Source organism: Pseudarthrobacter sp. WHRI 8279 (assembly GCF_040224115.2).
Taxonomy (GTDB): Bacteria; Actinomycetota; Actinomycetes; order Actinomycetales; family Micrococcaceae; genus Arthrobacter.
This window is the reverse complement of sequence record NZ_CP168162.1, coordinates 258,880-281,538: the sequence shown is the minus strand read 5'-3', so window position 1 is coordinate 281,538 and position 22,659 is coordinate 258,880. Positions and strand designations below refer to the sequence as shown.

The following is a 22,659-nucleotide window of genomic DNA, read 5'->3' as shown; positions in this document are numbered from 1 at the left end:
GAGCCCCTACATGATACGTCACTACTATTTACAAAGTTGTCATATGACGATAAATTCGCAGGGTCACTCCCGCCCCTCCCCCGGGGCTATTTCCCCGTTCAGACAGGACAACAATGACACGCACCAGGTCTCTGGCTACCGGCTTCCTGAGCCTTTCAGCCGCTGCCGTTCTGGCACTCACCTCCGCCGGCGGGGCTACCGCTGCCCCGGCGGAGGACAAGGCAAACCCCTCCGTCACAAGCATTGTCCTGAACACCGCCGGCGTGGCCGACTACTGGACGGCCGACCGGATGCAGAACGCCATCCCGGGTGACGTCCTCGCCGGAAAAGCCCTGGAACGCGGCAACCGCTCCAGCGCCGGGATCGTGGAAAAGGGCAAGAAGTCCGAGGTGAGGGCCACCAAGGGCAAGCCCACCATCGCCCAGAGCGAGACCCCGGTCAAGCACATCGGCAAGGTCTTCTTCACCCTGGCTGGCTCGAACTACGTCTGCTCCGGCAACGCCGTAACCTCCGCCAATGAGAGCACCGTCTCCACGGCCGGCCACTGCCTCAACGAGGGACCGGGCAACTTCGCCACCAACTTCGCCTTTGTGCCGGCCTACGAGAACGGCGCCGAGCCCTACGGCAAGTGGACCGCCAAGTCACTCCACGCCCCCACCCAGTGGAGCGCCGACGGGGACATGGCCTACGACACCGGCTTTGCCGTGATGAACACGCTGAACGGCCAGACCCTCACTGATGTTGTGGGCGGATCCGGCGTGGCGTTCAACGAGCCCCGCGGTCTCACCTACAAGTCCTTCGGCTACCCCGCGGCATCGCCCTTCAACGGCCAGACCCTCAAGAGCTGCACCGGAACGGCCACGAATGATCCCAACAACCCGCAGTTTGGAACCCAGGGCATCCCCTGCGACATGACCGGCGGCTCGTCAGGTGGCCCGTGGTTCATCGGCACCAGCTCAGCGGGCGTGCAGAACTCGGTCAACAGCTACGGCTACAACCGTTCCGCAGTGATGTACGGCCCGTACTGGGGATCAGTCATCCAGCAGACCTATGCCAGTGCAGCAGCCTCCTAAGGACACCCCGTCCGGCCAGGACCCCGTCAGCCACGCCGACCTGAACCAGACGCACGAGGAGATCCTCGAGTACTGGACAGCGGAACGGATGGCCGAGGCCAAACCCCGGGAGCTGCGGCTTCCGGAGCCCGGCACCGGTGAAGACGACCAGGACTAAGCCAGCACAACGACGACGGCGCCCGTCCCCTAGGGGGCGGGCGCCGTCGTTCGTTAAGTCACCGTCGATTGCTCTGAAATGGTTGTTTTCGGGTCCGAAACGGCACCTACGGAGCAATGGATGGGCTCAGTGGAAGAAGTGGCGGGCCCCGGTGAAGTACATGGTGACGCCCGCGGCGTTGGCGGCGGCGATGACTTCCTCGTCCCGGACGGAACCGCCGGGCTGGACCACGGCGCGGACGCCGGCGTCGATCAGGATCTGTAGGCCGTCAGCGAACGGGAAGAACGCGTCGGAGGCTGCCACTGCGCCGCGGGCGCGGGCAGGTGCGTCGGAACCACTGGCGTTGGAGGCACCGCCGGCACCTTCGACGTTGGACTCCACCGTCACGCCGAGGGTGTTGGCCCGCTCCACGGCCAGGCGGCAGGAGTCCAGGCGGTTGACCTGGCCCATGCCAATACCGACGGCGGCGCCGTCCTGGGCGAGGAGGATGGCGTTGGATTTGGCGGCGCGGCAGGCTGTCCAGGCGAAAGCGAGGTCCGCGAGGGTCTTCTCGTCCGCGGCTTCACCCGCTGCCAGGGTCCAGTTGGCAGGGTTGTCGCCGTCGGCATCCACCTTGTCCGCTACCTGGACCAGCATGCCGCCGGAGACCTCGCGGAACTCCGTGGGGTAGCGGCCGTAGCCCTCGAACAGAGCAAGCAGGCGGATGTTCTTCTTCTTGGACAGGATCTCCACCGCTTCCGGCTCGAAGCCCGGGGCGATGACAACCTCGGTGAAAATGTCCTTGACCGTGTTGGCCATGCCCGCGGTCACGGTGCGGTTGGCCGCGATGACGCCGCCGAACGCCGAGACGGGATCGCACGCGTGGGCCTTGGCGTGGGCGTCGGCGATCGGGTCCGCGGCATCGGCGGAACCCACAGCGACGCCGCAGGGGTTGGCGTGCTTGATGATGGCCACGGCCGGTTCGCTGAAGTCGTAAGCGGCGCGGAGGGCAGCGTCCGCGTCCACGAAGTTGTTGTAACTCATGGCCTTGCCGTGCAGCTGGTCTGCCTGCGCGATGCCTACCGGGGCAGCCTTGTCCACGTAGAGGGCAGCCTGCTGGTGCGGGTTCTCGCCGTAGCGCAGCACCTCCGAGCGCTCCAGGGACAGGCCGGCGTACGCGGGCCAGTCGATGACGCCGTCGCCGTCCTCGTCCAGGAACTGGCTCGCGGTCCAGGTGGCTACGGCGTTGTCGTAGGACGCCGTGTGGGCGAACGCCTTGGCGGCCAGCCGGCGTCGTGTCTTCAAATCAAAGCCGCCCTCAGCGGCGGCGGTGACCACCTGGCCGTAGAAGGAGGGGTCCACCACAATGGCGACGGCGGCGTGGTTCTTCGCGGCGGAGCGCACCATGGCGGGGCCTCCGATGTCGATCTGCTCCACGACGTCGTCCTGGGCGGCACCGGACTTGACGGTCTCCACGAACGGGTAGAGGTTCACCACCACAAGATCAAAGGGTTCGATCTCCATCTGGGTGAGCGTCTCCATGTGGGCCGCCACGCGGCGGTCAGCCAAGATGCCGCCGTGCACGCGCGGGTGCAGGGTCTTGACGCGCCCGTCCAGCATTTCGGGGGAACCCGTGACTTCCTCGACTTCCTGGACCGGGATGCCTGCGGCGGCAATCTTCTTGGCCGTGGAACCAGTGGAGACGAGCTTCACCCCGGCCGCATGCAGGCCCTGCGCGAGCTCCTCCAGACCGGTCTTGTCGTAAACCGAGATCAGTGCCCGGCGGATGGGAACACGGTCGATGGATACGCGCTCATGCTGCGTGAAGCTCACAAATGTCTCCGTCTTATCTCGCGGAACAGTGCCGCGGTTGGTGGGGATACGGCCCAGTTTATCCCGAAGCGGAGGTTGCCCCGCGAGTAGGCCGGAGTGTGAACCCCGGTGCGCCCGGCTAAAGTTTTCCCAGGAGGCTGCGATGAATACTTACACCACTGTGCCGAGCGGCGAACAGGTGGTCCAGGAACTGCCCTGGCGATGGAAAGTCCAGGGCAAGATCTTTTTGATCGGCGGCCTCGGCTTCATGTTCGACGCCTGGGACGTGACCCTCAACGGCATCCTCATACCTTTGCTCTCAACCCACTGGGCCCTTTCCCCGGGCGAGGTTGCCTGGGTGGGCACGTCCAACCTGATCGGCATGGCACTGGGCGCGTTCGTGTGGGGCACCATCGCGGACACCATCGGGCGCAAGAAAGCCTTCACGGCCACGCTGCTGATCTTCTCGCTCTTCACCGTCCTGGGCGCCTTCTCCCCCGACTTCATCTGGTTCTGCGTGTTCCGGTTCATGGCCGGGTTCGGCCTGGGCGGCTGCATCCCGGTGGACTACGCACTGGTGGGTGAGTTCACGCCCCGCAAGCAACGCGGTAAGGTCCTCACGGCGATGGATGGCTGGTGGCCGGTGGGGGCAGCCCTGGCAGGCTTTGTGTCCGCCGGCCTAGTGGCCCTGTACGGCGACTGGCGGCTGACCATGCTGGTGATGGTCCTGCCCGCCCTGCTGGTGTTCTGGGTCCGGCGCAGCGTTCCCGAGTCACCGCTCTTCCTGATCCGCAAGGGCCGGCGCGAGGAAGCGGCCAAGGTGATCGACGGGCTGGTGGCTGCCACCGGTGCGGAACCGCGCGCCTACAGCCTGCCCGATGCCAGGGAGGTACCGCGGCTTTCCGCTGGCAGCGCCTGGCACCAGCTGAGGCTGGTGTGGCAGTTCAACTGGAAAATCACCGCCACGGCCTGGGCGCTGTTCTTCTCGATCCTGCTGGTCTATTACCTGTCCCTGACCTGGATGCCGCGGATCCTGATCGGCGCCGGCTTCGCAGAGTACAAGGCGTTTGTCACTACGGCGTCCATGGCTGCCGTCGGGCTTTTGGGCGTTGTGGTGGCCGCCCTGCTGGTGGAGCGGGTTGGGCGCAAATGGATTCTGGCCATTACCGGGCCGTTGTCTGCGCTGACCCTGGTGATCGTTGCTTTCGTGGTGGACATCCCCACGGCGGCGGTGTTCTGGCTGCTAGTGTTTGGGTTCGTGGTGCAGGTGGCCATCCCTGTGCTGTACGCCTACGTGTCCGAGCTGTACCCCACCGAGCTGCGCGGCACCGGGTTCGGCTGGGCCTCCACCTTCTCGCGGCTGGGCGCCGGATTCGGGCCGCTGATTTTCGCCAACTACTTCTGGCCCGAGCTGGGCCTGGCCACGTCCTTCGCCCTCGCCGGCGGGCTGGTGCTGCTGGCGGTGCTGTGGATGGCGTTCTTCTCCCCGGAAACCAAGCAGCGCCGCCTCGAGTAACCCCCCTCCCCCCTATGGGCGTAGCGTCAATTTCGACGCCCAAATCCGGATGCGCCACCCGGATTTTGGGTGCATCAGTGAATCTGCGTGTCGGTGACGTGTATGCGCGCCGACGAAGGTCAGGTGGGGAGGTTCGAAGTGCTGGCGCGGTGGGCGGCGGCCAGGGAGGCGAGCGTGGACACCAGCAACCGGCGCTCCACTACCTTGATGCGCTCATGCAGGGTTTCCTCGGTGTCGGAGTCCTCGATAGCCACGGCCTCCTGGGCGATGATGGGGCCGGTGTCAACGCCGGCGTCCGCCCAGTGCACGGTGCATCCGGTCAACTTCACGCCGTAGGCCATGGCGTCCCGTACCCCGTGGGCTCCCGGGAAGCTCGGAAGCAGTGCCGGGTGGGTGTTCAGGTACCTGCCGTTGAAGGCATCGATGAACTCCGGGCTGACGATGCGCATGAACCCCGAGGAGACCACCACATCCGGCTCGAACCTCGCCACGGCGTCGGTCAGCGCGGCGTTCCAGGCAGCGCGCTCCGGGTACGCCTTGAAGTCAACCACAAACGTCGGGATGCCGGCCGCCGCGGACCGCTCCACCCCGTAGGTGCCCGGACGGTCTGCACCGACGGCCGCGATCTCCACGTCCAGGTCCCCCACCTTGACCGCGTCGATAACAGCCTGGAGGTTGGACCCGGTACCGGAAACGAGGACTACGATGCGCATGGCTCTAGCTTATGGGCAGGCTCGCGTAGGCTGGAAAACATGAACACCTCCCCCGAACCGGCTGGGCAGCAGCGGACCAGGCCGCCGCTCAGCGAGGCAGCCAAAGCCTCGCTGGCCAAGACCCATACCCTGTTCCGGATGTTCGTCATCTCGGTGCTCGGCGCCTTCTTCGTCTACCAGCTGGACGTCAACTACCTGTGGCTGACCGGGATCCTCACGGCAGCCAGCGTGGCGCTGGGCACGGTACTCCTGGTCCGGGCCGCGAAGCTGAAGGAATCCAGGCTGGTCCTGATCGGCACCATCTCCGGCCTGGTGGTCTCCGCCATCATGGTGCTGCTGATCCTTGTGACAGCCGTGTTTTTCGACGAAGTCCGGCAGTACCAGGCATGCGTGGGACGGGCACTCACGGACCAGGCGCAGTCGGCGTGCCGGGTCCAGCTGGAAAGCTCGCTGCCCGGGCAGTTCCGCTAGGACCTGGAAACCAGTTCAGCGTCCTCTTCCGACGCCGCCTGCTCACGTTCCAGCCACGGCCCGGCCGCGTAACCCATGACGACGCCGGCGGCCACTTCCGCGGCCAGCCAGACTGCCGTCCAGAACGGGTCCGGACCAATGTCAGTGAGGCGGCCGATTCCCGCCGAGCCGCGCGCAATCCAGGCCAGGCCAAAGGCCAGGAGCCCGGCTGCCAGTCCCGCCAGGATCCCCAGCACCAGGGTGGAGACTGTTGCCGTGAACCAGCGGGCACGGATCTTGATGGAAAGCCACTCATCGAAGTGGTTCTCACCCTCGCGCAGGAACCACCATCCGGCCAGCACTCCCGCCAGCACCGGGACAATCAGGGCCACAAAGGCGTAGTCCAGCGGCCCGGACGGAATGGCGGCCAGCACGGGGATGGAAGGCAGCGGTCCGACGGCGGTTCCCAGCGGGCCTACCTGCGAGCCGATCCCCATGGCAAAACCGGCCCCGGACGTCCAGGCGAGGGCGAAGACGGCGAGGTTGGGGAGGAACCCGAGCTGCGCGATGGTCAGGGCGGCACCCCCGACGGCCCCGGCGTCGAGCGCCTCATAGACGGCAACCACGAGGTTCCAGTGGATGAAGAGGTCCACGGCCAGGAGCACGGCAGCCAATGCCAGCGCAGAAACGGTGGCAACAAACCCGGCCTTGGCGGCGGAGGCAAGGTAGGAGCCGGCCCACCGCGAATGCTGGCTGGTGCGGGAGATCCAGTCCACGGCGTCGACGCCGATCAGCCGGCTCCAGGAACCGGCCTCGCGCCGCGCGCCGATCACCATGCCCAGCGCATAGGGAATGAGCGGGATCAGCATGGCGAACCAGGGGTTGATGCCGACGTCGGGAGTACGGCACACGAAGCCGGTGGCCGTACCGAAAGCGGCGTAGACAACCCAGGAGCCGAGCAATGCCTGCCACAGCTGGTCTGTATAGGACGCGCGGGCAAGGCGGCGGCCGGCCCGCCATGCAAGGAGGAAAGGGAGCAGGGTGAGGCCCAGCGGAACCAGCGACAGAACGCCGGTTTCCCCGTTGCCGGCGGCGTCGGAGCCGGCGGCGCTGAGTTCCAGCGGGACTCCGTGAACCAAAAGCCAGGACTGCCCCGCCAGCCGGGCCAAGGCGTCGAAAGCGCCGTTTTGGAAGCCGGCAGTGGCCCACACTGCGATGATCGGGGCAATCACCACCAGCGCGGAAATGATGGCTGCCTGCGCCGTTTCGAGGGCACCCTGCAGCCACAAGGGCATGGGAAGGCCACGGTCTCCGGTCTGGTCAGCACGCATTTTCATCGTGCCCCATGGTGTCACGGCAGGGGCGTCCGGGCCGGGAACGACAGGCTCATCCGCTGGATCGGCGGAACTCCACCGCAAGCTGTGCCGGAGCTTTTCGCAGTGGGCGGCCGTAAAATTGAACTGTCCACAACGAGTGGATTGGAGGAAGAAATGACTACCGCATCCCCACATGCACACGGCGTTCATTTTGGCCGGGCAGACGTCCAAAACGCCGGCATGGGAGTGGGAATTGTTTTGATGCTGGTCGGTGTCCTGGGCTTCATCCCGGGTGTCACCACCCAATACAGCGAACTGATGTTCCCCGGACCGGCGTCGCACGCCATGTTCCTGGGGCTGTTCCAGGTGTCCATGCTGCTCAACATCGTGCAGCTGGCCATCGGTGCCACCGGCTGGGCCATGTCCCGGACAGAACACGGAGCACGGAACTTCCTCCTGGGGGCAGGCGCACTGTACATCGTCCTGGCCATCTTCGGGCTCGTTGTCGGAGTAGATTCGGCGGCGAATTTCCTGGCCCTGAACATGATGGATAACTGGGCCCATCTGGTGCTGGGCGTCGTAATGATTGTTGCCGGCTGGCTGTTCTCCAGGACGGCGGCCCGCAGGACATAGCCCGGAATCCGTAAACCGGGAAACAGGAGCCGCGAATGAAGGAACAACCTTAAGTTCTGAAGATATTCGTCCTACTGGCTGGTGCAGTTTCCGCCCTCTGCGGGGGCTGCACCAGCGTCCAGGAAAGTTCCGCACGCACAACGACGCCGGGAGCCCCCAAGGGGGACTCCCGGCGTCGTGTGCTGTTTCGCGCGCCTGACCCGCCGGTCCGTTCAGCGGCGCGTCAGGGATGCACTAGCGGCGCAGCTTAGCGGCGGGCGTCGCGGTCAACGCCATCCGCGTCGATGTGCTCCTTGCGGACTTCCTCATTGACGGTGACGTCGTCCTGGACAACGTCCTTGTCGAGGCGGACCCGCTCCACCGGAACGGTTTCCTTCTCGACGACGGGGCGCTCCTCGTGGAGGACAACCTCGTGCTCCTCTTCGCTGATGTCCGGACCGCGCAGGGCCTCGCCACGGTTGGCATCCGTGATGGGCTCGCGCTCCAGGCGGACTTCTTCACGCTGCACGGGGACGGTCTTGGTGACGTTTTCCGTGGTGACGTACTTCCGCAGCCGTGCCCGGCCAGTGGTTTCGCGCTCGGTGCCAACGTGGAGCCGCTCCTCGGAGCGGGTCATGGCGTCGTCCGTAGTGGGGCCGGAGGTGTCGTGGCCCACGGTGCCGCGGGTGTTGTCGCGGTCAAGGTCGCGGTCGCGGCCAATACCCGTGGTGGGAGTGCCGGCGTTCAGGTCTGCATCGCCCTGGAAGTCAACATCCTTCCGGGTGTCCAGATCGTCGTTCCGGGTGTCCGAGTAGGTGCGGGCACCACGCTCGTAGTACGTGTAGAGGCGGTCCTCCTCCTCAGGGGTGAGGTGCCCGTCCACGTCCACGCGGGGGGCGTCCTTGACGTGTTCCTTGGTGTACGGCACCACCAGGTCGTCGCCCTGGCTATGTGCTCCCTCGACGGGAACGAAGGACTGCGAGGTGCCGAAAAGGCCCGTCTTGACGGTGACCCATGTGGGCTCGCCCGTGTCGTCGTCCGCGTAGAGCTGGCCGATTGAGCCGATCTTTTCGCCATCTGAACCGATGACGTTGCCACCCTTGGTGAGCAGGCTTTCGATGTTTTCCCTGTTGAGCATGACGTCTCCTTGGATGTGTCGTTGCGCTGGGCTTAACTAACAAATTTGGATGGTCCTGCACCGGGGTCCGGTGCCGGGTTCCGCCCCGTCTGCTTGAGGCTCTGCGTTAGCTGCCCTCCTACACTAAGCATGCTTAGCATCATATGCAAAGCCTACTTAGTAATTTTTTTCAGTTCGGCGTCCTCCTGTTCACGCACCCTTTCCCTCCGGGTAACGTTTTCTCCCCCGCACGGCAACGCCGCCCGCCCACCGTGGAGGGGTGAGGATCGCAATTGTTGCTGAATCATTCCTGCCGCTGATGAACGGCGTAACGCATTCCATCCTGCGCGTGCTGGAACACCTTGAGAGCCGGGGCGACGACGTCCTGGTGATCGCGCCTTCCACGCTGGACGGGGAGGCGCCGGACCATGTGCGGGGCGCGGAAATCCTCCGGCTGCCGGCAGTGCCGCTGGCGGGCTATGCAAACGTCAGGGTGGCGATGGGCGGTGTGTATCGGGTCAAGCGAATCCTTGCCGACTATGCACCGGACGTTGTCCATCTCGCCTCGCCGTTCGTGCTTGGCTGGCGGGCGGCGCAGGCGGCGCACCAGCTGGGCATTCCCACTGTTGCCGTCTACCAGACCGAGGTTCCCAGTTACGCGGCGAGATACGGTGTGCCGTTCCTGGAGAACTGGGCCTGGAACCGGGTTGAAAACATCCACCTGCTGGCCACCCGCACCCTGGTGCCGTCCACGTTCGCGCTGAACCAGTTGCGCGGCCGCGGCATCCCCAGGGTGAAGATGTGGCGTCGGGGAGTGGATACGGCACGGTTTTCACCGGACAAGCGCGACGACGGGTGGCGGGCTTCCGTGGCCCCCGGCGGCCAGCGGGTCATCGGCTACGTGGGACGGCTGGCCGTGGAGAAACAGGTGGAGGACCTGGCCGCCCTGGCCGGGATTCCCAACACCAGACTGGTGGTTGTTGGCGACGGGCCGCAGCGGGCTGTCCTCGAGGACGCCTTGCCTGATGCGGTCTTCACCGGCTTCCTGGGCGGTGAGGAGCTGGCACGAGCAGTGGCGTCCTTCGACCTCTTCGTGCATCCGGGCGAGTTCGAGACCTTCTGCCAGACCATCCAGGAGGCCATGGCGTCGGGGGTTCCGGTGGTGGCCACCGGCCGGGGCGGGCCGCTGGACCTGGTGGAGAACTCCCGGACCGGCTGGCTCTATGAGCCCGGCGACCTGTCCGGGTTGCGCGGCCACGTGCTCGACCTGATGGGCGACGACGCCAAACGCCGCGCGTTCGCTGCCGCAGCCCATGCCTCCGTGCAGGACAGGACATGGCCGGCACTGTGCGAGGAACTGGTCCGGCACTACGGTGACGCCGTGGCCGCCGCGCCTGCCCGGACAGCTGCGGGTCCCCGGGCTGGAGCGGCGCAGTGAAGATTTCGGTGATCGGCTGCGGCTATCTTGGTGCCGTCCATGCGGCCACCCTTGCATCCATGGGCCATACCGTGGTGGGGATCGACGTCGATCCCGGAAAGGTGGAACAGCTGGCGCGCGGCGCTGCCCCCTTTCACGAACCCGGCCTGGACGAACTCCTGCGGGACGGCCTGAGCACCGGCCGTCTCACTTTCTCCACCGACGCCGCTGCCGTGAAGGGCGCACAGGTCCACTTCCTGTGCGTGGGCACCCCGCAGGACAAAACGTCCGACGCCGCCGACCTCACCTTCCTGGTCTCCGCGATCGAAACGCTGCTGCCGCACCTGGCCGCCGGCGCCGTCGTCGTGGGTAAGTCCACGGTGCCCGTGGGCACGGTGGAGATGCTGCGCGGCGTGCTGGACTCCCGTCCGGACGTGCTGCTGGGCTGGAACCCGGAATTCCTCCGCCAGGGGACCGCGGTGAAGGACTCTCTGGTACCGGACCGGCTGGTGTACGGCGTGGACGGCGGGCGCGGAGCCGCCTTCCATCCCCGCACCGGCGCACCGCTCGGGGTTACGGCGGCACTGGATGCGGTCTACGAGCCGCTCCTCCGGGCTGGCATACCCCGCCTGGTCTGCAACTTCGCCACGGCGGAGCTCATCAAGTCCGCGGCCAACGCCTACCTCGCCACCAAAGTAAGCTTCATCAACGCCGTGGCCGAACTGTGCGACGCAAAAGGGGCGGACGTGGCGGAGCTGGCCGAGGCCATGGGCATGGACCCGCGCATCGGCGGAAGGTATCTGCACGCCGGCCTGGGTTTTGGCGGCGGCTGCCTCCCCAAGGACATCCGCAGCTTTCGGACCCAAGCCGTCCAGGCAGGGGTCACTGCCCTTGACGACTGGATGCGGCTGGTGGATTCGGTCAACCTGGGCCAGCGCGAACGGACGGTCAGCGTGGCCGCCGGGCTCTGCGGCGGCAGCGTTGCCGGCCGCTCCGTCACCGTGCTCGGCGCGTCCTTCAAACCGGACACTGACGACATCCGGGACTCCCCCGCCCTGGACGTTGCCGACCGGCTTGCCGGGGCCGGGGCGCACGTGACCGTCACGGATCCCAAGGCGGTCAACCACGCCTGGCGCCGCTATCCGCGCCTCAAGTTCGAGGCCTCGACGGAGCAGGCACTCGAGGGCGCCGAGCTGGTGCTGCTGCTCACGGAATGGGATGAGTACCGCCGCCTCTCCCCAACAGCTGCGGGTGCACGGGTACGACGGCGCGTGGTGCTGGACGCGCGGAACGTGCTGGATGCCGCGGCCTGGCAGGCCTCCGGTTGGCTGGTGCGCGGTTTGGGGACCGGCGCTGCCGCGCACCCGTCCGAGCAGGCACCCGCTCCGCTTCCTTCCTGACTTCCCAGGCCGCCCAGGCCCGGATCCGGAAGCCGGTCAGCCCAGCAGGCCGAGCTCCTCAAAGGCGAGTGCCACGCCGTTGCCGGCCGGCCCGGCGGTGGTCCGGTCCGCGACTGCCAGGACCGCCGGGTGCCCGCCCTCCACCGCGATGCCCACGCCGGCGTACTCCAGCATTTCGATGTCGTTGGCGCTGTCCCCGATGGCCACGATGTCCGCACGGTCAAGGCCCAGGTGCTCCTCCACCACCTGGATGCCCACGGCTTTGTGTGTTCCGGCCATGAAGATCTCGCCGGCGCGGTCGCCCAGGGCGGAGAGGGAACTGGGAATGAGGCCCACCTGCGGCCCGAGCCCGGCCACCAGCTGCTTCAGCGGCACCGGGGAATCAAAGCAGGATATTTTGGCGTAGGACGTGGAGCGAAGGTCGTCGCTGTACTGCATCGGCCCCAGGATGTCCTCCAGCGGATCCACGTCTGTGCTGAGGACCCCGTCGTGCTGCGCCCGGCCGGCGAAGATGGGGCCCAGCACCTCCCGGAGCCTCTGGTCCACGCCTGTCCGGCCGTGCAGCGCCTCGGGTGCTTCCAGGATGTAGGCGGCGCCATGGGCGTCCAGTGTCTCCACAATGAGGGCACCCAGGTCCGGATCAAAGCGTGTGTCCTTGAGGATCTCTCCCCCGAGCTCAACGCGGGCTCCGGCCCCGGTGATACTGCCGTCGAAGCCGGCCTCCAGGATGTGGCTTGGGACCATGGACAGCGGCCGTCCCGTGCAGACGAAGACCAGGTGTCCCAGCCGGCGTGCGGTCCGGACAGCGTCTACGTGCGCAGCGGGCGCCAGTCCGTGGTCGGCATAGGTGCCGTCGATGTCGAGGAAGATGGCACGTGGGCGGACGGTCTGCTGGCTGCGCATGCCAAAACTCCTTGGTTTGTTGCGGGGACAATCAATCCTATCGAAGCCCCAGCCCGCCGCCCCCGCGGGATTCACCAGCAAATAGCGAAAGTGGTGCATTCCGGCCGGGAAAACTGACAGTCATCCCGTGATAATCAAACTCTTGCAGAGCAGTAAGCACGCTGATTGAATTATGGAACCGGAAATGGGGGCCCGGCACAACTTACTGACAAGGAGTGACAACATGGGCATTCTCGGATTTCTCATTTTGGGCCTGATCGCCGGCGCCATTGCGAAGGCTATCCTGCCCGGCCGCCAAGGTGGAGGCTGGGTGGTTACCCTGGTCCTCGGCGTTGTCGGCGCCATCCTGGGCGGCTGGATCGGTTCGCTGATCTTCGGCGGTGGCCTGGCCGAATTCTTCGATATCCGCACCTGGCTGCTGGCAATTCTTGGTTCAATCATCGTGCTGCTGGTTTATGGCGCGGTCACTAACCGCAGCCACCGCCGCGTATAGCGGTCCCTTTATTCACAAACCTTGAAAGCGCTGTCCCCCTGCGGGGCAGCGCTTTTATGTTGGCAATGACTGGAGGGCTGCGGGTCCGCAACAGCCCCTGGGAAACCGGGGCCGGGCAGCTCACCAAATATCGGTTCCTGCCCTCTATGATGTCCGAGGGGGGGTGGAGTCTTGAATAATTCTTGGAGCCACGGCAGGACTGCGTCAGCACAAACTTTCGGCACCGTTCTGGATGCCAGTCCGGACGCGCTGCTGGCCATAACAACAGACGGCAGCATCGCCCTGGCCAATGCCGCGGCCGGGAGGTTGTTCGGATTCGCCGCCGGGGACCTCATCGGGCGGGACCACCGAACACTGCTCGCCGAAGGCTTCCGCGGCGAAGCGGACCAGCTTTTCGCCCGCCTCCGTGCCCGGGCCGGTGAGCATCCGCCGCCGCGGGAAATCTACGGGCTGCACAGCAACGGGACGGAATTCCCCGCCGAGGCAACGGGATCGTTGCTGCCGTGGGAAGCGGCCCTGCCTTTCCATCCAGCGTCCCAGGGGCCTGCGGCACCCCCAGGGGGTTCGGACGGATGCCGGGGACCAGGCGACGGCGGCCGCGGCCATGACCTGCTGCTTCTTTCGGTCCGGGGTACTTCCCACCGCCAGGCCGCGGATGCCGACCTGCGGGAAGCGATGTCCCTGCTGACCGCCACGCTGGAATCGACAGCCGACGGCATCCTGGTGATGAGTACCGAGGGCAGGGTGGCCGGCTTCAATGACCAGTTCCTCACCATGTGGGGTATCCCGCCGGAGCTCATGCAGGGGGACAGTGAGGAGCCCGTCCTGCGGCTCATCATCGAGCAGGTGGCGGATCCTGCGGGCTTCCTGGCACGGATCAGGGCGCTTGGGGAAGACCCGGCAGCAGAAAGCCACGACGTCCTGGAATTCGCGGACGGGCGTACCTTCGAACGGTATTCGCGGCCACAGAAGGTGGGCGAAAACATCGTGGGCCGCGTGTGGAGCTTCCGCGACGTCACGCCACGGCGCAAAGCCCAGGAGCAGGCCCACCAGGCCATGCTGGACCTCGCCGCGCAGGCCGAGACGCTGCGGGCGATGGCTTTCCAGGACCCGCTGACAGGCCTTGCCAACCGGGCCGTGTTCAACGATGCCCTGGCTGGTGCCCTGCAGGAACCGCGGCTCAAGGCCGTTGACGTCCTGCTCCTGGACCTGGACGACTTCAAGGAAGTTAACGACATCCTTGGCCACCAGGCCGGCGACGACATGCTGGTTGAAGTGGCCCGAAGGCTCCGCGGCTGCGCCCCCACTGCCGACGTCGTGGCCCGGCTGGGCGGAGACGAGTTCGTGGTGCTCCTGACCGCATGCCCGGACGCGGATGCGATCGCCCAATGCATCGTCCGGTGCCTGCACGTCCCCGTCACGATCCAGGGCACAGTCCTGCGGCCCAGCCTCAGCCTGGGACTCGCATCGCTGGGCCGGGACAGCGTGGGGGCCTCCGAGCTGCTCCGGCAGGCGGACATCTCGATGTACGCGGCAAAGGCCGCCGGCAAGAACCGCTTCCTGCGGTTCCACCCGGACATGATGACCGCCCTGGTGCAGCGGACCCATATGGAAGCCGGCCTGCAGCTGGCCGTGGCCCGGGGCGAAATATCGGTCGACTTCCAGCCAATCGTGTCCCACCGCATGGGCCAGGTGGTCACGTTCGAGGCGCTGGCCCGGTGGGACAGGGACGGCGGGCGGGTCCCGCCGTCGGTCTTCATTCCGCTGGCCGAACGCACGGGACTGATCAACGAGATCGGCGCAGAGGTGATGGCGCTGGGCATGGTGCAGCTGGCGCCGTGGCTGGGCGAGGATCCATCCCGGTCGCTCGCAGTGAACGTTTCGGGCGTCCAGCTGCAGGACCCCCTGTTTGCCCAGACGGTCCTGCGGCTTGCGGAGGCCAGTGGCGTGGCGGCCTACCAGCTGGTCGTTGAGGTCACCGAGAGCGTGTTTTTCGACGCCGACTGCAGCCTCATCAAACAGCTCAGCACGCTCCGTGAGGAGGGAGCCAGGGTTGCCCTGGACGATTTCGGCACCGGCTATTCCTCCCTGGGCAGACTGCAGGACCTGCCGGTGGACACGGTGAAGATCGACAGGACTTTTGTCTCCATGGTGCGCACCGGCAACGAGCGGCTGCCCATCCTCAGTTCCATGATCAACATGGCCCACAGCCTTGGTTTGACCGTCACGGCGGAGGGTGTGGAAACGGCGGCGCAGGCAGATTACCTGGCGGCCCTGGATTGCGATTCGCTGCAGGGTTACCTGTTTTCGCTGCCGCAGCCGGGGCGTCGGCTGGAGAACGCGCTGCAGCAGGCAGAGGAAGCTCTCACGGCGTTAAAGGACCGGTAGGAAGGGACGACGGCGGCTAGCCTGCTAGGCGGCCTGCTTGCGGCCTGCCTGCTTGGAGGTTTTCTTTGCTGCTTTGGGGGCGGGAGGCGCTGGGTGCTGGACTGCAGGCTCTTCGGGTGCGTCGATTGCCTGAGCTCCGCCTGCCGGCTCGACCACCGCCTGGCCTTCCCCTGTTTCGAGGTCACCTGAATACCCGGGGTAGGCCATTTCGGCGGCCCGGTTACGGCGCCAGCGCCGGAGCAGGTCGGCCGCGGCCAGGATGCCAGCCAGCGGACTGAGGACCGCAACGGTGTAAACGAACAGCATCCAGGTCAGCGTGGTCAGCGGGGGCTGGTTGTTGTGCAGCAAGGACAGCCCGCCCAGGAGTCCCACAGCCCAGAACAGCACCACGGCGGTAAGGACTGCTGCGGCCGGAAAATACTGGTTGCTCACGATCTTTTTCAGGGTTTCCATGCACTTTCCTCCTGCCTGGCCGGGGCACGGCAACAGCCGCTCACCACAAGTATGGGGCTCAGGATCGGCCAAACCCTGCAAGACGCCTCGGCGAGTGATGAACGTAACTGGGGCGGCCGCCGTCGTGCACTTTTGCAGGGATCTTCCGCTGGCCCGAGGGGCGCACTAGCGTGAGGCGTGTCCGCTCAAAAACCCCCGCAGGAGGTCCCCATGCGCAAAGTCACTGCCGGCCTGTTCCACTCCGTGGACGGCGTGGTGTCCGATCCCTACAAGTTCCAGTTCGACAGCTTCGACGACGAACTGGGAGCCGGCCTGACCACCATGATGGAAACGGTGGACACGGTGGTGCTGGGCCGGGTGAGCTACCAGGAGTGGGCCGCGTACTGGCCTACCGCGCCCGTGGACGAGGACTTTGCCGCGTTCATCAATCCGGTGGAGAAGTTTGTGGCGTCGCGGACCCTGGCGGAACCGCTCGAATGGCAAAACTCGCAGCTGATGGACGCACCGCTGGAAGAGTTCGTGGCAGGGCTCAAGGAGCGCGAGGGCGGCGAGATCGCTGTGTGCGGCAGCATCTCGGTCACGCGGCAGCTGCTGTTCGCCGGGCTGCTGGATTCCCTGACGCTTATGACCCATCCGGTGGTGGCAGGGAGCGGGCGGCGCCTCTTCCAGGACGGCGACCCCACCACCCGGCTGGTACTCCTGGACCAGTCCCGGACCAGCAAGGGCAACGTGATCACCACCTACGGGCGGCTTGAGGCGTAAGCCCTACTATCAGTGCCGTTACTGTGACAGGGTTTGGATATGGGTAAAGAACCTCTGGATCCGGATGACGGTGCAGTTCCCGGCACCGGCGTCAATGACCATGCCTGGGAGCGGGAGCACCGGCATCCCACCCCTGAACAGGCCCGCTCCATCGGATATCGGCGCAGGGGCGCCGAGGCGAAACTCGAGCAGCACCAGCAGGAGGCCCGGGAGAAGGCCGAGCACGCGGACGAACAGGACGCCCCGGGCCGGGACGACACTCAGGACCAGGACACCGCGGACCAGGACAACCAAAAGGACACCCCGGCAGAGGGCTGAGGCAGTCAGGCGCCGCGTTGCGCTGCAGGTTCAGCGCGGATGGTTCACCCGGGTTGGTTCAGTGGTGCGCAGCAATGACCCGTCCGATGGCGGCGATGTCGCCTGGCGTCGTGCGGCAGCACCCGCCGATGATGCGGGCGCCGTGCTCCAGCCAGGCGGCGGCCCCGCCGGCGGGATCTGTTGGTTCGGCGTCCCCATCCTGGGCGGAGGCTGTGGCCGGACCCCAGGTCTTGGTCGCGGGATCGTACGTTTCGCCTGAGTTAGGGTAGGCCACCAGCGGTTTGTCCGTCGCGCTGTGGAGGGCGGCGAGCGCGGGAGCGACCAGGTGCAGCGGCACGCAGTTCACGCCGATCGCTGCGGCCAGGGGGTGTGCATCAAGGAGCCCGGCAACTGCCGTCAGCGGGGTGCCGTCGCTGATGTGGGCGCCGTCCCGCAGGGAGAACGTGAACCAGGATTCGACGCCGAACTCTTCCGTGAGGGAGGCCAGTGCTTCGGCTTCGGCAAACGACGGCAGCGTCTCGCACGCCAGGAAATCCACACCCGCCTCAACGAGCGCCGCTACCCGGGGCCGGTGGAAGTCCAGGAACTCGTCTTTCCCCAGCGTGTAGTCGCCGCGGTATTCGGAACCATCTGCAAGGTAGGCGCCGTAAGGGCCAACAGAGCCGGCAATGAGCAACGTGCCCGAGTCAGGTTCGGCGGCCAAGTGCATGCGGCGGGCCTCATCCGCCAGCTGCACCGACAACGCCACCAGCTCCAGGGCATCGTGGGCGCTCATGCCCCGCCGCGCGAAGCCCTGCGGGGTGGCCTGGTAGCTGGCGGTGGTGGCAATCCTGGCCCCGGCGGAAAAGTAGTCGCGGTGGACGTCCCTGATTAGGTGCGGATCCTCCAGCAGGACTTTGGCAGACCACAGGGGATCGTCCAGGTTGCAGCCGCGGGCCTCGAGTTCCGTGGCCAGGGCGCCGTCGGTGACGAGGTGTTCCCCGGATTCCAGCAGGGACGAGAGCGGTGCAGCGGAAGCCATAGTAGTCATAATACGCATTTCATTATGCTTGTAATGATTATTTCTTTCTGTCACGATGGCTGGCAGCCGTCACTCGGCGGAGGAAAGAGGCTAGGTTCTTGGACGTTCAACTTCACCCTGTACGCAAGCTCCGCGTCCACTGGCCCATCAGCAGCAGCACCTTCGGGCAGCTGTCCAAGGGCGAGCCGGATGCCTTCCGGGATGATCCGGGCATCGCGCACCTACTGCAGGCCCTTGCAGAATTCCGGGAACTCGGGGACTTCGGCAACTACAAGCATGTGTTTGAGTCCAGCCTCGGTTTCGAGGGGTTCACCACAGCCGAGGGCGCAAACCCCACCCTCGGACGGGTGGGTGAGCAGACCCTTTCGCCAACCTTCGTCTTCACGACGTACTTCGACGCCTCACTGGGGGACGCCGCCGTCGAGCGGTTCATGCGCCGCCTCGTGGACATCCACCCGTGGGAGGTGCCGGTTATTGAAGTGACCGGTCCCGTCAGCGTCTCCAGCACCGCGCTGGCACCGCAGGCAGAAGCATCAAAGACTGAAGCGCCCATGGCAGAAGGAGCCGCAGCATCATGACGGACACCAGCACCACCTCGCTCTGGGAGGGCCTGCACTCGGTGATCGCGGGCAGGCAGTTCGTGGACCTGACGCATGCCTTCCACCCTGGCCAGCCCCACTTCGCCGCCTTTCCGGATGAGCAGCGCGAAGCCCTCTTCGACCTGGACAAGGGTGACGGCTTCACTGCCCACCGCTACACAATCGTGGGCCAGTGGGGAACCCACGTTGACCCGCCCTCCCACTTCATCCGCGGCGGCAGGACGCTGGACCAGATCCCGGTGGAGGAGATGATCCTTCCGCTGGTGGTTTTGGACATCAGCCAGCGGGTGGCCGGCAATCCGGATGCCACCCCCACCCTGCAGGACGTACAGGAGTGGGAAACCCGGAACGGGCCCATCCCGCAAGGTTCCTTTGTTGCCCTGCGTACCGGATGGAGCGGCCGGTGGCCCGACGCCGGGGCGATGGCCAACCGGGACAGCGAGGGCATCAGCCACACGCCCGGCTGGTCCATGGACGTGCTGTCCTTCCTGGTTGAGCACCGTGCCGTGGCAGCGGTCGGCCACGAGCAGACTGACACGGACCCGGGCCTGGCAACCTCCCGGCAGGACTTCAGCCTGGAAACCTATGTCCTGGAACAGGGCTGCTGGCAGATCGAACTGTTGGCCAACCTGGACGGACTGCCGGAATTCGGCGCCGCCGTCGTCGCCTCCTGGCCAAAGCCCCTCGCCGGCAGCGGCTTCCCGGCAAGGGTGTTCGCCATCTGCTGACTCGGCTGTGCTCCCCTGCCCTGCGGCCGGCAGCTGCGCAAACGCCGGAAGAGAACACGGTCGCCGGGGCGTTCCGGCGACCATGTCCTGTTCCGGCGAATCCGGCGCGCCAGTCGGTGACACATCGGAAGCCGGGCAGGGAAGGCCCCTCCACTAGACTCGACACCATGCCAAGAACCTCCAGCATGGGCCGCGGAATCATGGCCCTTCTTGCTGTGGGTGCACGCCATGCCGCGGGACAGCCCGGAGGAACCGTGGCGGACATCGCCGCAGACCTCGGCAAGGACCGCAGCCAGGTTTCGCGCAGCCTCCGCAGCGCCGAACAGGAGGGCTTCCTCCACAAAACGAGCCAGCGCACCTACAGCCTGGACTGGTCCGTCCTCACTGACGCCCAACTGCTCACGGAGCGCCGTTTAGAGTCCGACGGCGGCACCGCCTTGGACACGCTGGCGGGAGAAACGGACGAGGCATGTTTCCTGGGGGTCCTTCACGGGGACAGCACGGTGACCATCGGCGAAAGCGTCCCGGCCAGCAGCAACCTGGTGGGTTCCTGGCTGGGCCGGCCCTACCCCGCGTACTGCAGCGATGCCGGGCAGGCGGTGCTGTGGGAAGCGTCGGAGGCGGAAGTGCGGACCGTCTTCGCGGATGTGGCGTTTGTGCGGCACGGCCCCAACACGCCGGCCAGCGTGGACGACTTCCTGGCGCGGCGTGAAGCTGCCCGGAAGCGGGGCTACTCGATCGTGGATGAGGAAGCGGAACCGGGACTCTATTCCCTGGCTGTCCCCGTCCGGGACTTCAAGGGTGACGTGGTGGCGGCGCTGCAGATCGTGGGCATCAAAGACAGGCTGGAACCGCGCCGGCAAGCCTGCGCGGACGCGCTGGTGGCCCGGGGAAAGTGGCTCGAGCAGAGGCTCGGATTTCAGGAGCCCTAGCGTGCGCTCCCGCTGGATCCGATCCGTTCAGCGGCCCTGGTGAGCACGGCCGCCGCAGCTGCCGCATCCGGACCGATCCCGGCACTGCTGCCCAGCACACTCAGCGAGGCAAGGATGGCGCCGCCGGTGTCACGGACGGGCACCGCGAGCTCCACAACGCCATGTTCGAATTCTTCGGCCGCGGTGATAAACCCGGCATCACGGTCGCGGACCATGAGGTCCCAGACCCCACCAGTTGAGTGCGCGGCCCCCGGTCCGCCGATGCCGATGTAGTTCACGTCCTGCAGCAGGGCATCCAGCGCCGGCCGGTCAAAGTCCCACAGCAGCGCCCGTCCGGCGCCGGTGCACCAGGCCGGGGTCACCATGCCGGGCTTGACGAAGCTGCCGGGGATGGCGTCGTTGCTGGAGGCCCGGACCAGGATCACGCGGTAGCCGTCCAGGACGGAGAGCCGGGCGCGCAGTCCCAGCGCCGCAACCAGCGCCTCAAGTTCGGTTTTCGCTTCCCGGACCCAGCCGGTGTTCAATGCCGCGGCCAGGCTGAAGAAGCGCGGACCGGTCCGGAATGGCCCGCGGTCCACGCGCTCCAGCAGTCCGAGGTCGCACAGTTCCTGCGCCAGGCGGGAGACGCGACTCTGTTCCATGTCCAGCTCCGCGGCCAGCTGCGAAACGCCCAGCAGTTGGCGTCCCAGCTTCTCCCTGCCTGCCACCAGCCGGACAATCCGGAGCCCCTGCGCCATTGACGACGCCTCAGTGGACGAATCCACGCTCATCTGCCCCTCCCGGCCGGTCACAAGGCCCCATTCTTCCACGCCCCGCCTTTCAGGGGCGGCGGTGATGCGGCGGAAAGGACGACGGCGACCGTCCGGGAAGGTGCGCAACGCACCTGGCCCGGCAGCCGCCGTCGTCCGTTCCTGTTACTGCGCCTATGGCGCCACAGCGGCCTTGCGGCCGTGCCGGAAGTGGAACCAGATGTAGCAGGCGGCCACAAAGGGGATGCCGAAGTAGAGCGCGGCGGCCTGGGTGGGATCGAGGGCGATGCCGACCAGGGAGATCACGCACAGCGAGAACGCCAGGATGGGCACCAGCGGGAACAGCGGGGCTTTGTAGGCGAGGGTGCTGACGTCGCCGCCGTTGCGGACGAACGCGCGGCGGTGGAAGAAGTGCGAGGCCGTGATGGACATCCATACGCCTACGACGGCGAAGCCTGCCACCGAGACCAGCACCAGGTAGACAGTTTCCGGGGCCACCACGCTGCTGATCAGCGATGCGATGCCGCCCACCATGCTCACCGAGAGCGCGATGAGGGGAATGCCGCGGCCCGTCAGCTTTTTGAAGGCGCGGGGGGCATGGCCTTCGTCGGCGAGGGAGTAGAGCATGCGGGCGCAGGAGAACAGGCCGCTGTTGCCGGCGGAAAGCAGTGCGGTGATGATGACGAAGTTCATGATGTCGGCGGCGAACGGCAGGCCGATGGCGGAAAAGACCGTGACGAACGGGCTCTCATCGAGGCCCACCTCGTTGTACGGGATGGTGGCGGCGATGACGGCGATGGCTCCAACGAAGAAGATCAGCAGGCGGAGCACCGTGGTGCGCAGGGCCTTGGGGATGCTGGTGGCCGGGTCCTTGGTTTCACCGGCGGCCACGCCGATAAGTTCCGAGCCGGAGAAGGCGTAGAAGACCGCGAGTACGGTAACCAGGACGCCCGTGAAGCCGTTGGGGAACAGCCCGCCCTCGGTGGCAAAGTTCTCGAACAGGAACGGGTGCTCTCCCCCGCCGCCGAGCGGGCGGAAACCGAACAGGGCCGCACCGCCAAGGACAATGAGGCCGATGATTGCGGCGACCTTGACGATTGCGAACCAGAACTCGGACTCGCCGAAAAACTTGGAGGACACGGCGTTGAAGCCGAAGAGCACGGCAGCGAACACCAGGCACCAGACCCAGACCTCCACGTCCGGGAACCAGCGCTGCATGAGGAGCCCGGAGGCGGTGAACTCGGAGCCGATGGCCACCGCCCAGCACAGCCAGTAGAGCCAGGCGGTGGCGAAACCCGTGGCGGGGCCGATGGAGCGGGCGGCGTAGATGTGGAATGCGCCGGACACCGGGTAGGCGATGGCAAGTTCGCCGAGGCAGGCCATCACCAGGTACACAACGAAAGCGCCGATGAGGTACGCGATGACCGCGCCGAGCGGGCCGGCCTGGGAGATGGTGTAGCCGGAGCTCAGGAACAGGCCGGAGCCGATCACGCCGCCCATGGCGATCATCACCAGGTGGCGCGGGCCCATGGAGCGGCGGAGTCCGGAGTCGGCCGCGGGGGGCCTGGCCGGCTGGGCGTCCAGCTTCACGTCTGTTGTGGGTTCCACGGGCGTCTCCAATGATCGGACTCTGCAATGGGAGCGCGCGCAGTCCCCTGGTCCCGGTCGTTGGCAACGAAGAAATGCGCGGCGGCAGTGTTGAAAGTAGCACGGCTGCCGAATTTATAGTCATCAAATACATGAGGTCATGC

General features: G+C 66.4%; 23 protein-coding genes. 14 read left to right on the top strand and 9 right to left on the bottom strand.

The window, feature by feature from the left end:
* Positions 1–113: 113 nt before the first annotated feature.
* Together ABRP28_RS01320 and ABRP28_RS01315 are read left to right on the top strand one after the other, a co-directional pair.
* On the top strand, positions 114–1,073 hold the full coding sequence (locus ABRP28_RS01320; RefSeq protein WP_350004300.1) for a hypothetical protein: 960 nt from the start codon (positions 114–116) through the stop codon (positions 1,071–1,073).
* On the top strand, positions 1,057–1,230 hold the full coding sequence (locus tag ABRP28_RS01315) for a hypothetical protein (protein ID WP_231455856.1): 174 nt from the start codon (positions 1,057–1,059) through the stop codon (positions 1,228–1,230). The genes ABRP28_RS01320 and ABRP28_RS01315 overlap by 17 nt, the downstream gene beginning before the upstream one ends.
* Positions 1,231–1,356: 126 nt before the next feature.
* Here ABRP28_RS01315 and purH read toward each other — a convergent pair whose 3' ends face one another.
* Positions 1,357–3,042: a bifunctional phosphoribosylaminoimidazolecarboxamide formyltransferase/IMP cyclohydrolase gene (gene purH / locus ABRP28_RS01310; protein ID WP_350004301.1), complete on the bottom strand. Its 1,686-nt coding sequence runs from the start codon at positions 3,040–3,042 to the stop codon at positions 1,357–1,359.
* 142 nt (positions 3,043–3,184) lie between these two features.
* On the opposite strand from purH, the gene ABRP28_RS01305 reads away from it, so the two are divergent.
* Entirely contained in the window at positions 3,185–4,537 is a 1,353-nt protein-coding gene (locus ABRP28_RS01305) for an MFS transporter (protein ID WP_231455852.1), read from the top strand.
* A gap of 119 nt (positions 4,538–4,656) precedes the next feature.
* Here ABRP28_RS01305 and purN read toward each other — a convergent pair whose 3' ends face one another.
* Positions 4,657–5,250, bottom strand: coding sequence for a phosphoribosylglycinamide formyltransferase (purN, locus tag ABRP28_RS01300; RefSeq protein WP_350004302.1), 594 nt, complete (start codon positions 5,248–5,250; stop codon positions 4,657–4,659).
* Positions 5,251–5,289: 39 nt separating this feature from the next.
* On the opposite strand from purN, the gene ABRP28_RS01295 reads away from it, so the two are divergent.
* Complete coding sequence (locus ABRP28_RS01295; protein ID WP_350004303.1) at positions 5,290–5,721, top strand: hypothetical protein; 432 nt, start codon at positions 5,290–5,292, stop codon at positions 5,719–5,721.
* Here ABRP28_RS01295 and ABRP28_RS01290 read toward each other — a convergent pair.
* Positions 5,718–7,037: a DUF6350 family protein gene (locus tag ABRP28_RS01290; RefSeq protein ID WP_350004304.1), complete on the bottom strand. Its 1,320-nt coding sequence runs from the start codon at positions 7,035–7,037 to the stop codon at positions 5,718–5,720. The two genes, ABRP28_RS01295 and ABRP28_RS01290, sit on opposite strands and share 4 nt — an antisense overlap.
* A 153-nt stretch (positions 7,038–7,190) precedes the next feature.
* Between ABRP28_RS01290 and ABRP28_RS01285 the strand changes: the two genes are divergently transcribed.
* Positions 7,191–7,649, top strand: coding sequence for a DUF4383 domain-containing protein (locus ABRP28_RS01285; RefSeq protein ID WP_350004305.1), 459 nt, complete (start codon positions 7,191–7,193; stop codon positions 7,647–7,649).
* A 247-nt stretch (positions 7,650–7,896) separates the two neighbouring features.
* On the opposite strand, the gene ABRP28_RS01280 is transcribed toward ABRP28_RS01285, so the two are convergent.
* Positions 7,897–8,766: a PRC and DUF2382 domain-containing protein gene (locus ABRP28_RS01280; protein ID WP_350004306.1), complete on the bottom strand. Its 870-nt coding sequence runs from the start codon at positions 8,764–8,766 to the stop codon at positions 7,897–7,899.
* A gap of 259 nt (positions 8,767–9,025) precedes the next feature.
* Between ABRP28_RS01280 and ABRP28_RS01275 the strand changes: the two genes are divergently transcribed.
* Both ABRP28_RS01275 and ABRP28_RS01270 read left to right on the top strand, forming a co-directional pair.
* The gene (locus ABRP28_RS01275; protein WP_350004307.1) at positions 9,026–10,183 is read left to right on the top strand and encodes a glycosyltransferase family 1 protein; all 1,158 of its coding nucleotides are present in this window, start codon (positions 9,026–9,028) and stop codon (positions 10,181–10,183) included.
* Positions 10,180–11,562 carry a UDP-glucose/GDP-mannose dehydrogenase family protein gene (locus ABRP28_RS01270; RefSeq protein WP_350004308.1) on the top strand — a complete coding sequence of 461 codons (1,383 nt, stop codon included), beginning with the start codon at positions 10,180–10,182 and terminating at the stop codon, positions 11,560–11,562. The genes ABRP28_RS01275 and ABRP28_RS01270 overlap by 4 nt, the downstream gene beginning before the upstream one ends.
* 36 nt (positions 11,563–11,598) lie before the next feature.
* On the opposite strand, the gene ABRP28_RS01265 is transcribed toward ABRP28_RS01270, so the two are convergent.
* On the bottom strand, positions 11,599–12,465 hold the full coding sequence (locus tag ABRP28_RS01265; RefSeq protein WP_350004309.1) for an HAD family hydrolase: 867 nt from the start codon (positions 12,463–12,465) through the stop codon (positions 11,599–11,601).
* A gap of 223 nt (positions 12,466–12,688) precedes the next feature.
* On the opposite strand from ABRP28_RS01265, the gene ABRP28_RS01260 reads away from it, so the two are divergent.
* Complete coding sequence (locus tag ABRP28_RS01260; RefSeq protein WP_350004310.1) at positions 12,689–12,958, top strand: GlsB/YeaQ/YmgE family stress response membrane protein; 270 nt, start codon at positions 12,689–12,691, stop codon at positions 12,956–12,958.
* 171 nt (positions 12,959–13,129) lie between these two features.
* Positions 13,130–15,346: an EAL domain-containing protein gene (locus ABRP28_RS01255; RefSeq protein ID WP_350004311.1), complete on the top strand. Its 2,217-nt coding sequence runs from the start codon at positions 13,130–13,132 to the stop codon at positions 15,344–15,346.
* 24 nt (positions 15,347–15,370) lie between these two features.
* Here ABRP28_RS01255 and ABRP28_RS01250 read toward each other — a convergent pair whose 3' ends face one another.
* Positions 15,371–15,799 carry a hypothetical protein gene (locus ABRP28_RS01250; RefSeq protein ID WP_350004312.1) on the bottom strand — a complete coding sequence of 143 codons (429 nt, stop codon included), beginning with the start codon at positions 15,797–15,799 and terminating at the stop codon, positions 15,371–15,373.
* Between the two features lie 210 nt (positions 15,800–16,009).
* Here ABRP28_RS01250 and ABRP28_RS01245 point away from each other — a divergent pair, with 210 nt between their 5' ends.
* Positions 16,010–16,561, top strand: coding sequence for a dihydrofolate reductase family protein (locus tag ABRP28_RS01245; RefSeq protein ID WP_350004313.1), 552 nt, complete (start codon positions 16,010–16,012; stop codon positions 16,559–16,561).
* Between the two features lie 39 nt (positions 16,562–16,600).
* Positions 16,601–16,879, top strand: coding sequence for a hypothetical protein (locus ABRP28_RS01240; protein WP_350004314.1), 279 nt, complete (start codon positions 16,601–16,603; stop codon positions 16,877–16,879).
* A gap of 58 nt (positions 16,880–16,937) precedes the next feature.
* Here the strand turns inward: ABRP28_RS01240 and mmuM are convergent, their stop codons facing one another.
* Positions 16,938–17,900, bottom strand: coding sequence for a homocysteine S-methyltransferase (gene mmuM, locus ABRP28_RS01235; protein WP_350004315.1), 963 nt, complete (start codon positions 17,898–17,900; stop codon positions 16,938–16,940).
* A gap of 98 nt (positions 17,901–17,998) precedes the next feature.
* On the opposite strand from mmuM, the gene ABRP28_RS01230 reads away from it, so the two are divergent.
* The 3 genes from ABRP28_RS01230 to ABRP28_RS01220 all read left to right on the top strand — a co-directional run bounded on the left by ABRP28_RS01230 (position 17,999) and on the right by ABRP28_RS01220 (position 20,159).
* Positions 17,999–18,478, top strand: a complete 480-nt coding sequence (locus ABRP28_RS01230) for a hypothetical protein (RefSeq protein WP_350004316.1) — start codon at positions 17,999–18,001, stop codon at positions 18,476–18,478.
* A complete protein-coding gene (locus ABRP28_RS01225; RefSeq protein ID WP_350004317.1) occupies positions 18,475–19,227 on the top strand; it encodes a cyclase family protein in 753 nt (250 codons plus the stop codon). Before ABRP28_RS01230 ends, ABRP28_RS01225 begins: the two co-directional genes overlap by 4 nt.
* A gap of 167 nt (positions 19,228–19,394) precedes the next feature.
* Positions 19,395–20,159 (top strand): IclR family transcriptional regulator, encoded by a 765-nt coding sequence (locus tag ABRP28_RS01220; RefSeq protein WP_350004318.1) that lies wholly within the window; start codon positions 19,395–19,397, stop codon positions 20,157–20,159.
* Here ABRP28_RS01220 and ABRP28_RS01215 read toward each other — a convergent pair.
* Together ABRP28_RS01215 and ABRP28_RS01210 are read right to left on the bottom strand one after the other, a co-directional pair.
* Complete coding sequence (locus ABRP28_RS01215) at positions 20,156–20,923, bottom strand: IclR family transcriptional regulator C-terminal domain-containing protein (protein WP_350004367.1); 768 nt, start codon at positions 20,921–20,923, stop codon at positions 20,156–20,158. The genes ABRP28_RS01220 and ABRP28_RS01215 overlap by 4 nt on opposite strands.
* A gap of 159 nt (positions 20,924–21,082) precedes the next feature.
* Positions 21,083–22,516, bottom strand: coding sequence for an amino acid permease (locus ABRP28_RS01210; RefSeq protein WP_350004319.1), 1,434 nt, complete (start codon positions 22,514–22,516; stop codon positions 21,083–21,085).
* Between the last annotated feature and the right edge of the window lie 143 nt (positions 22,517–22,659).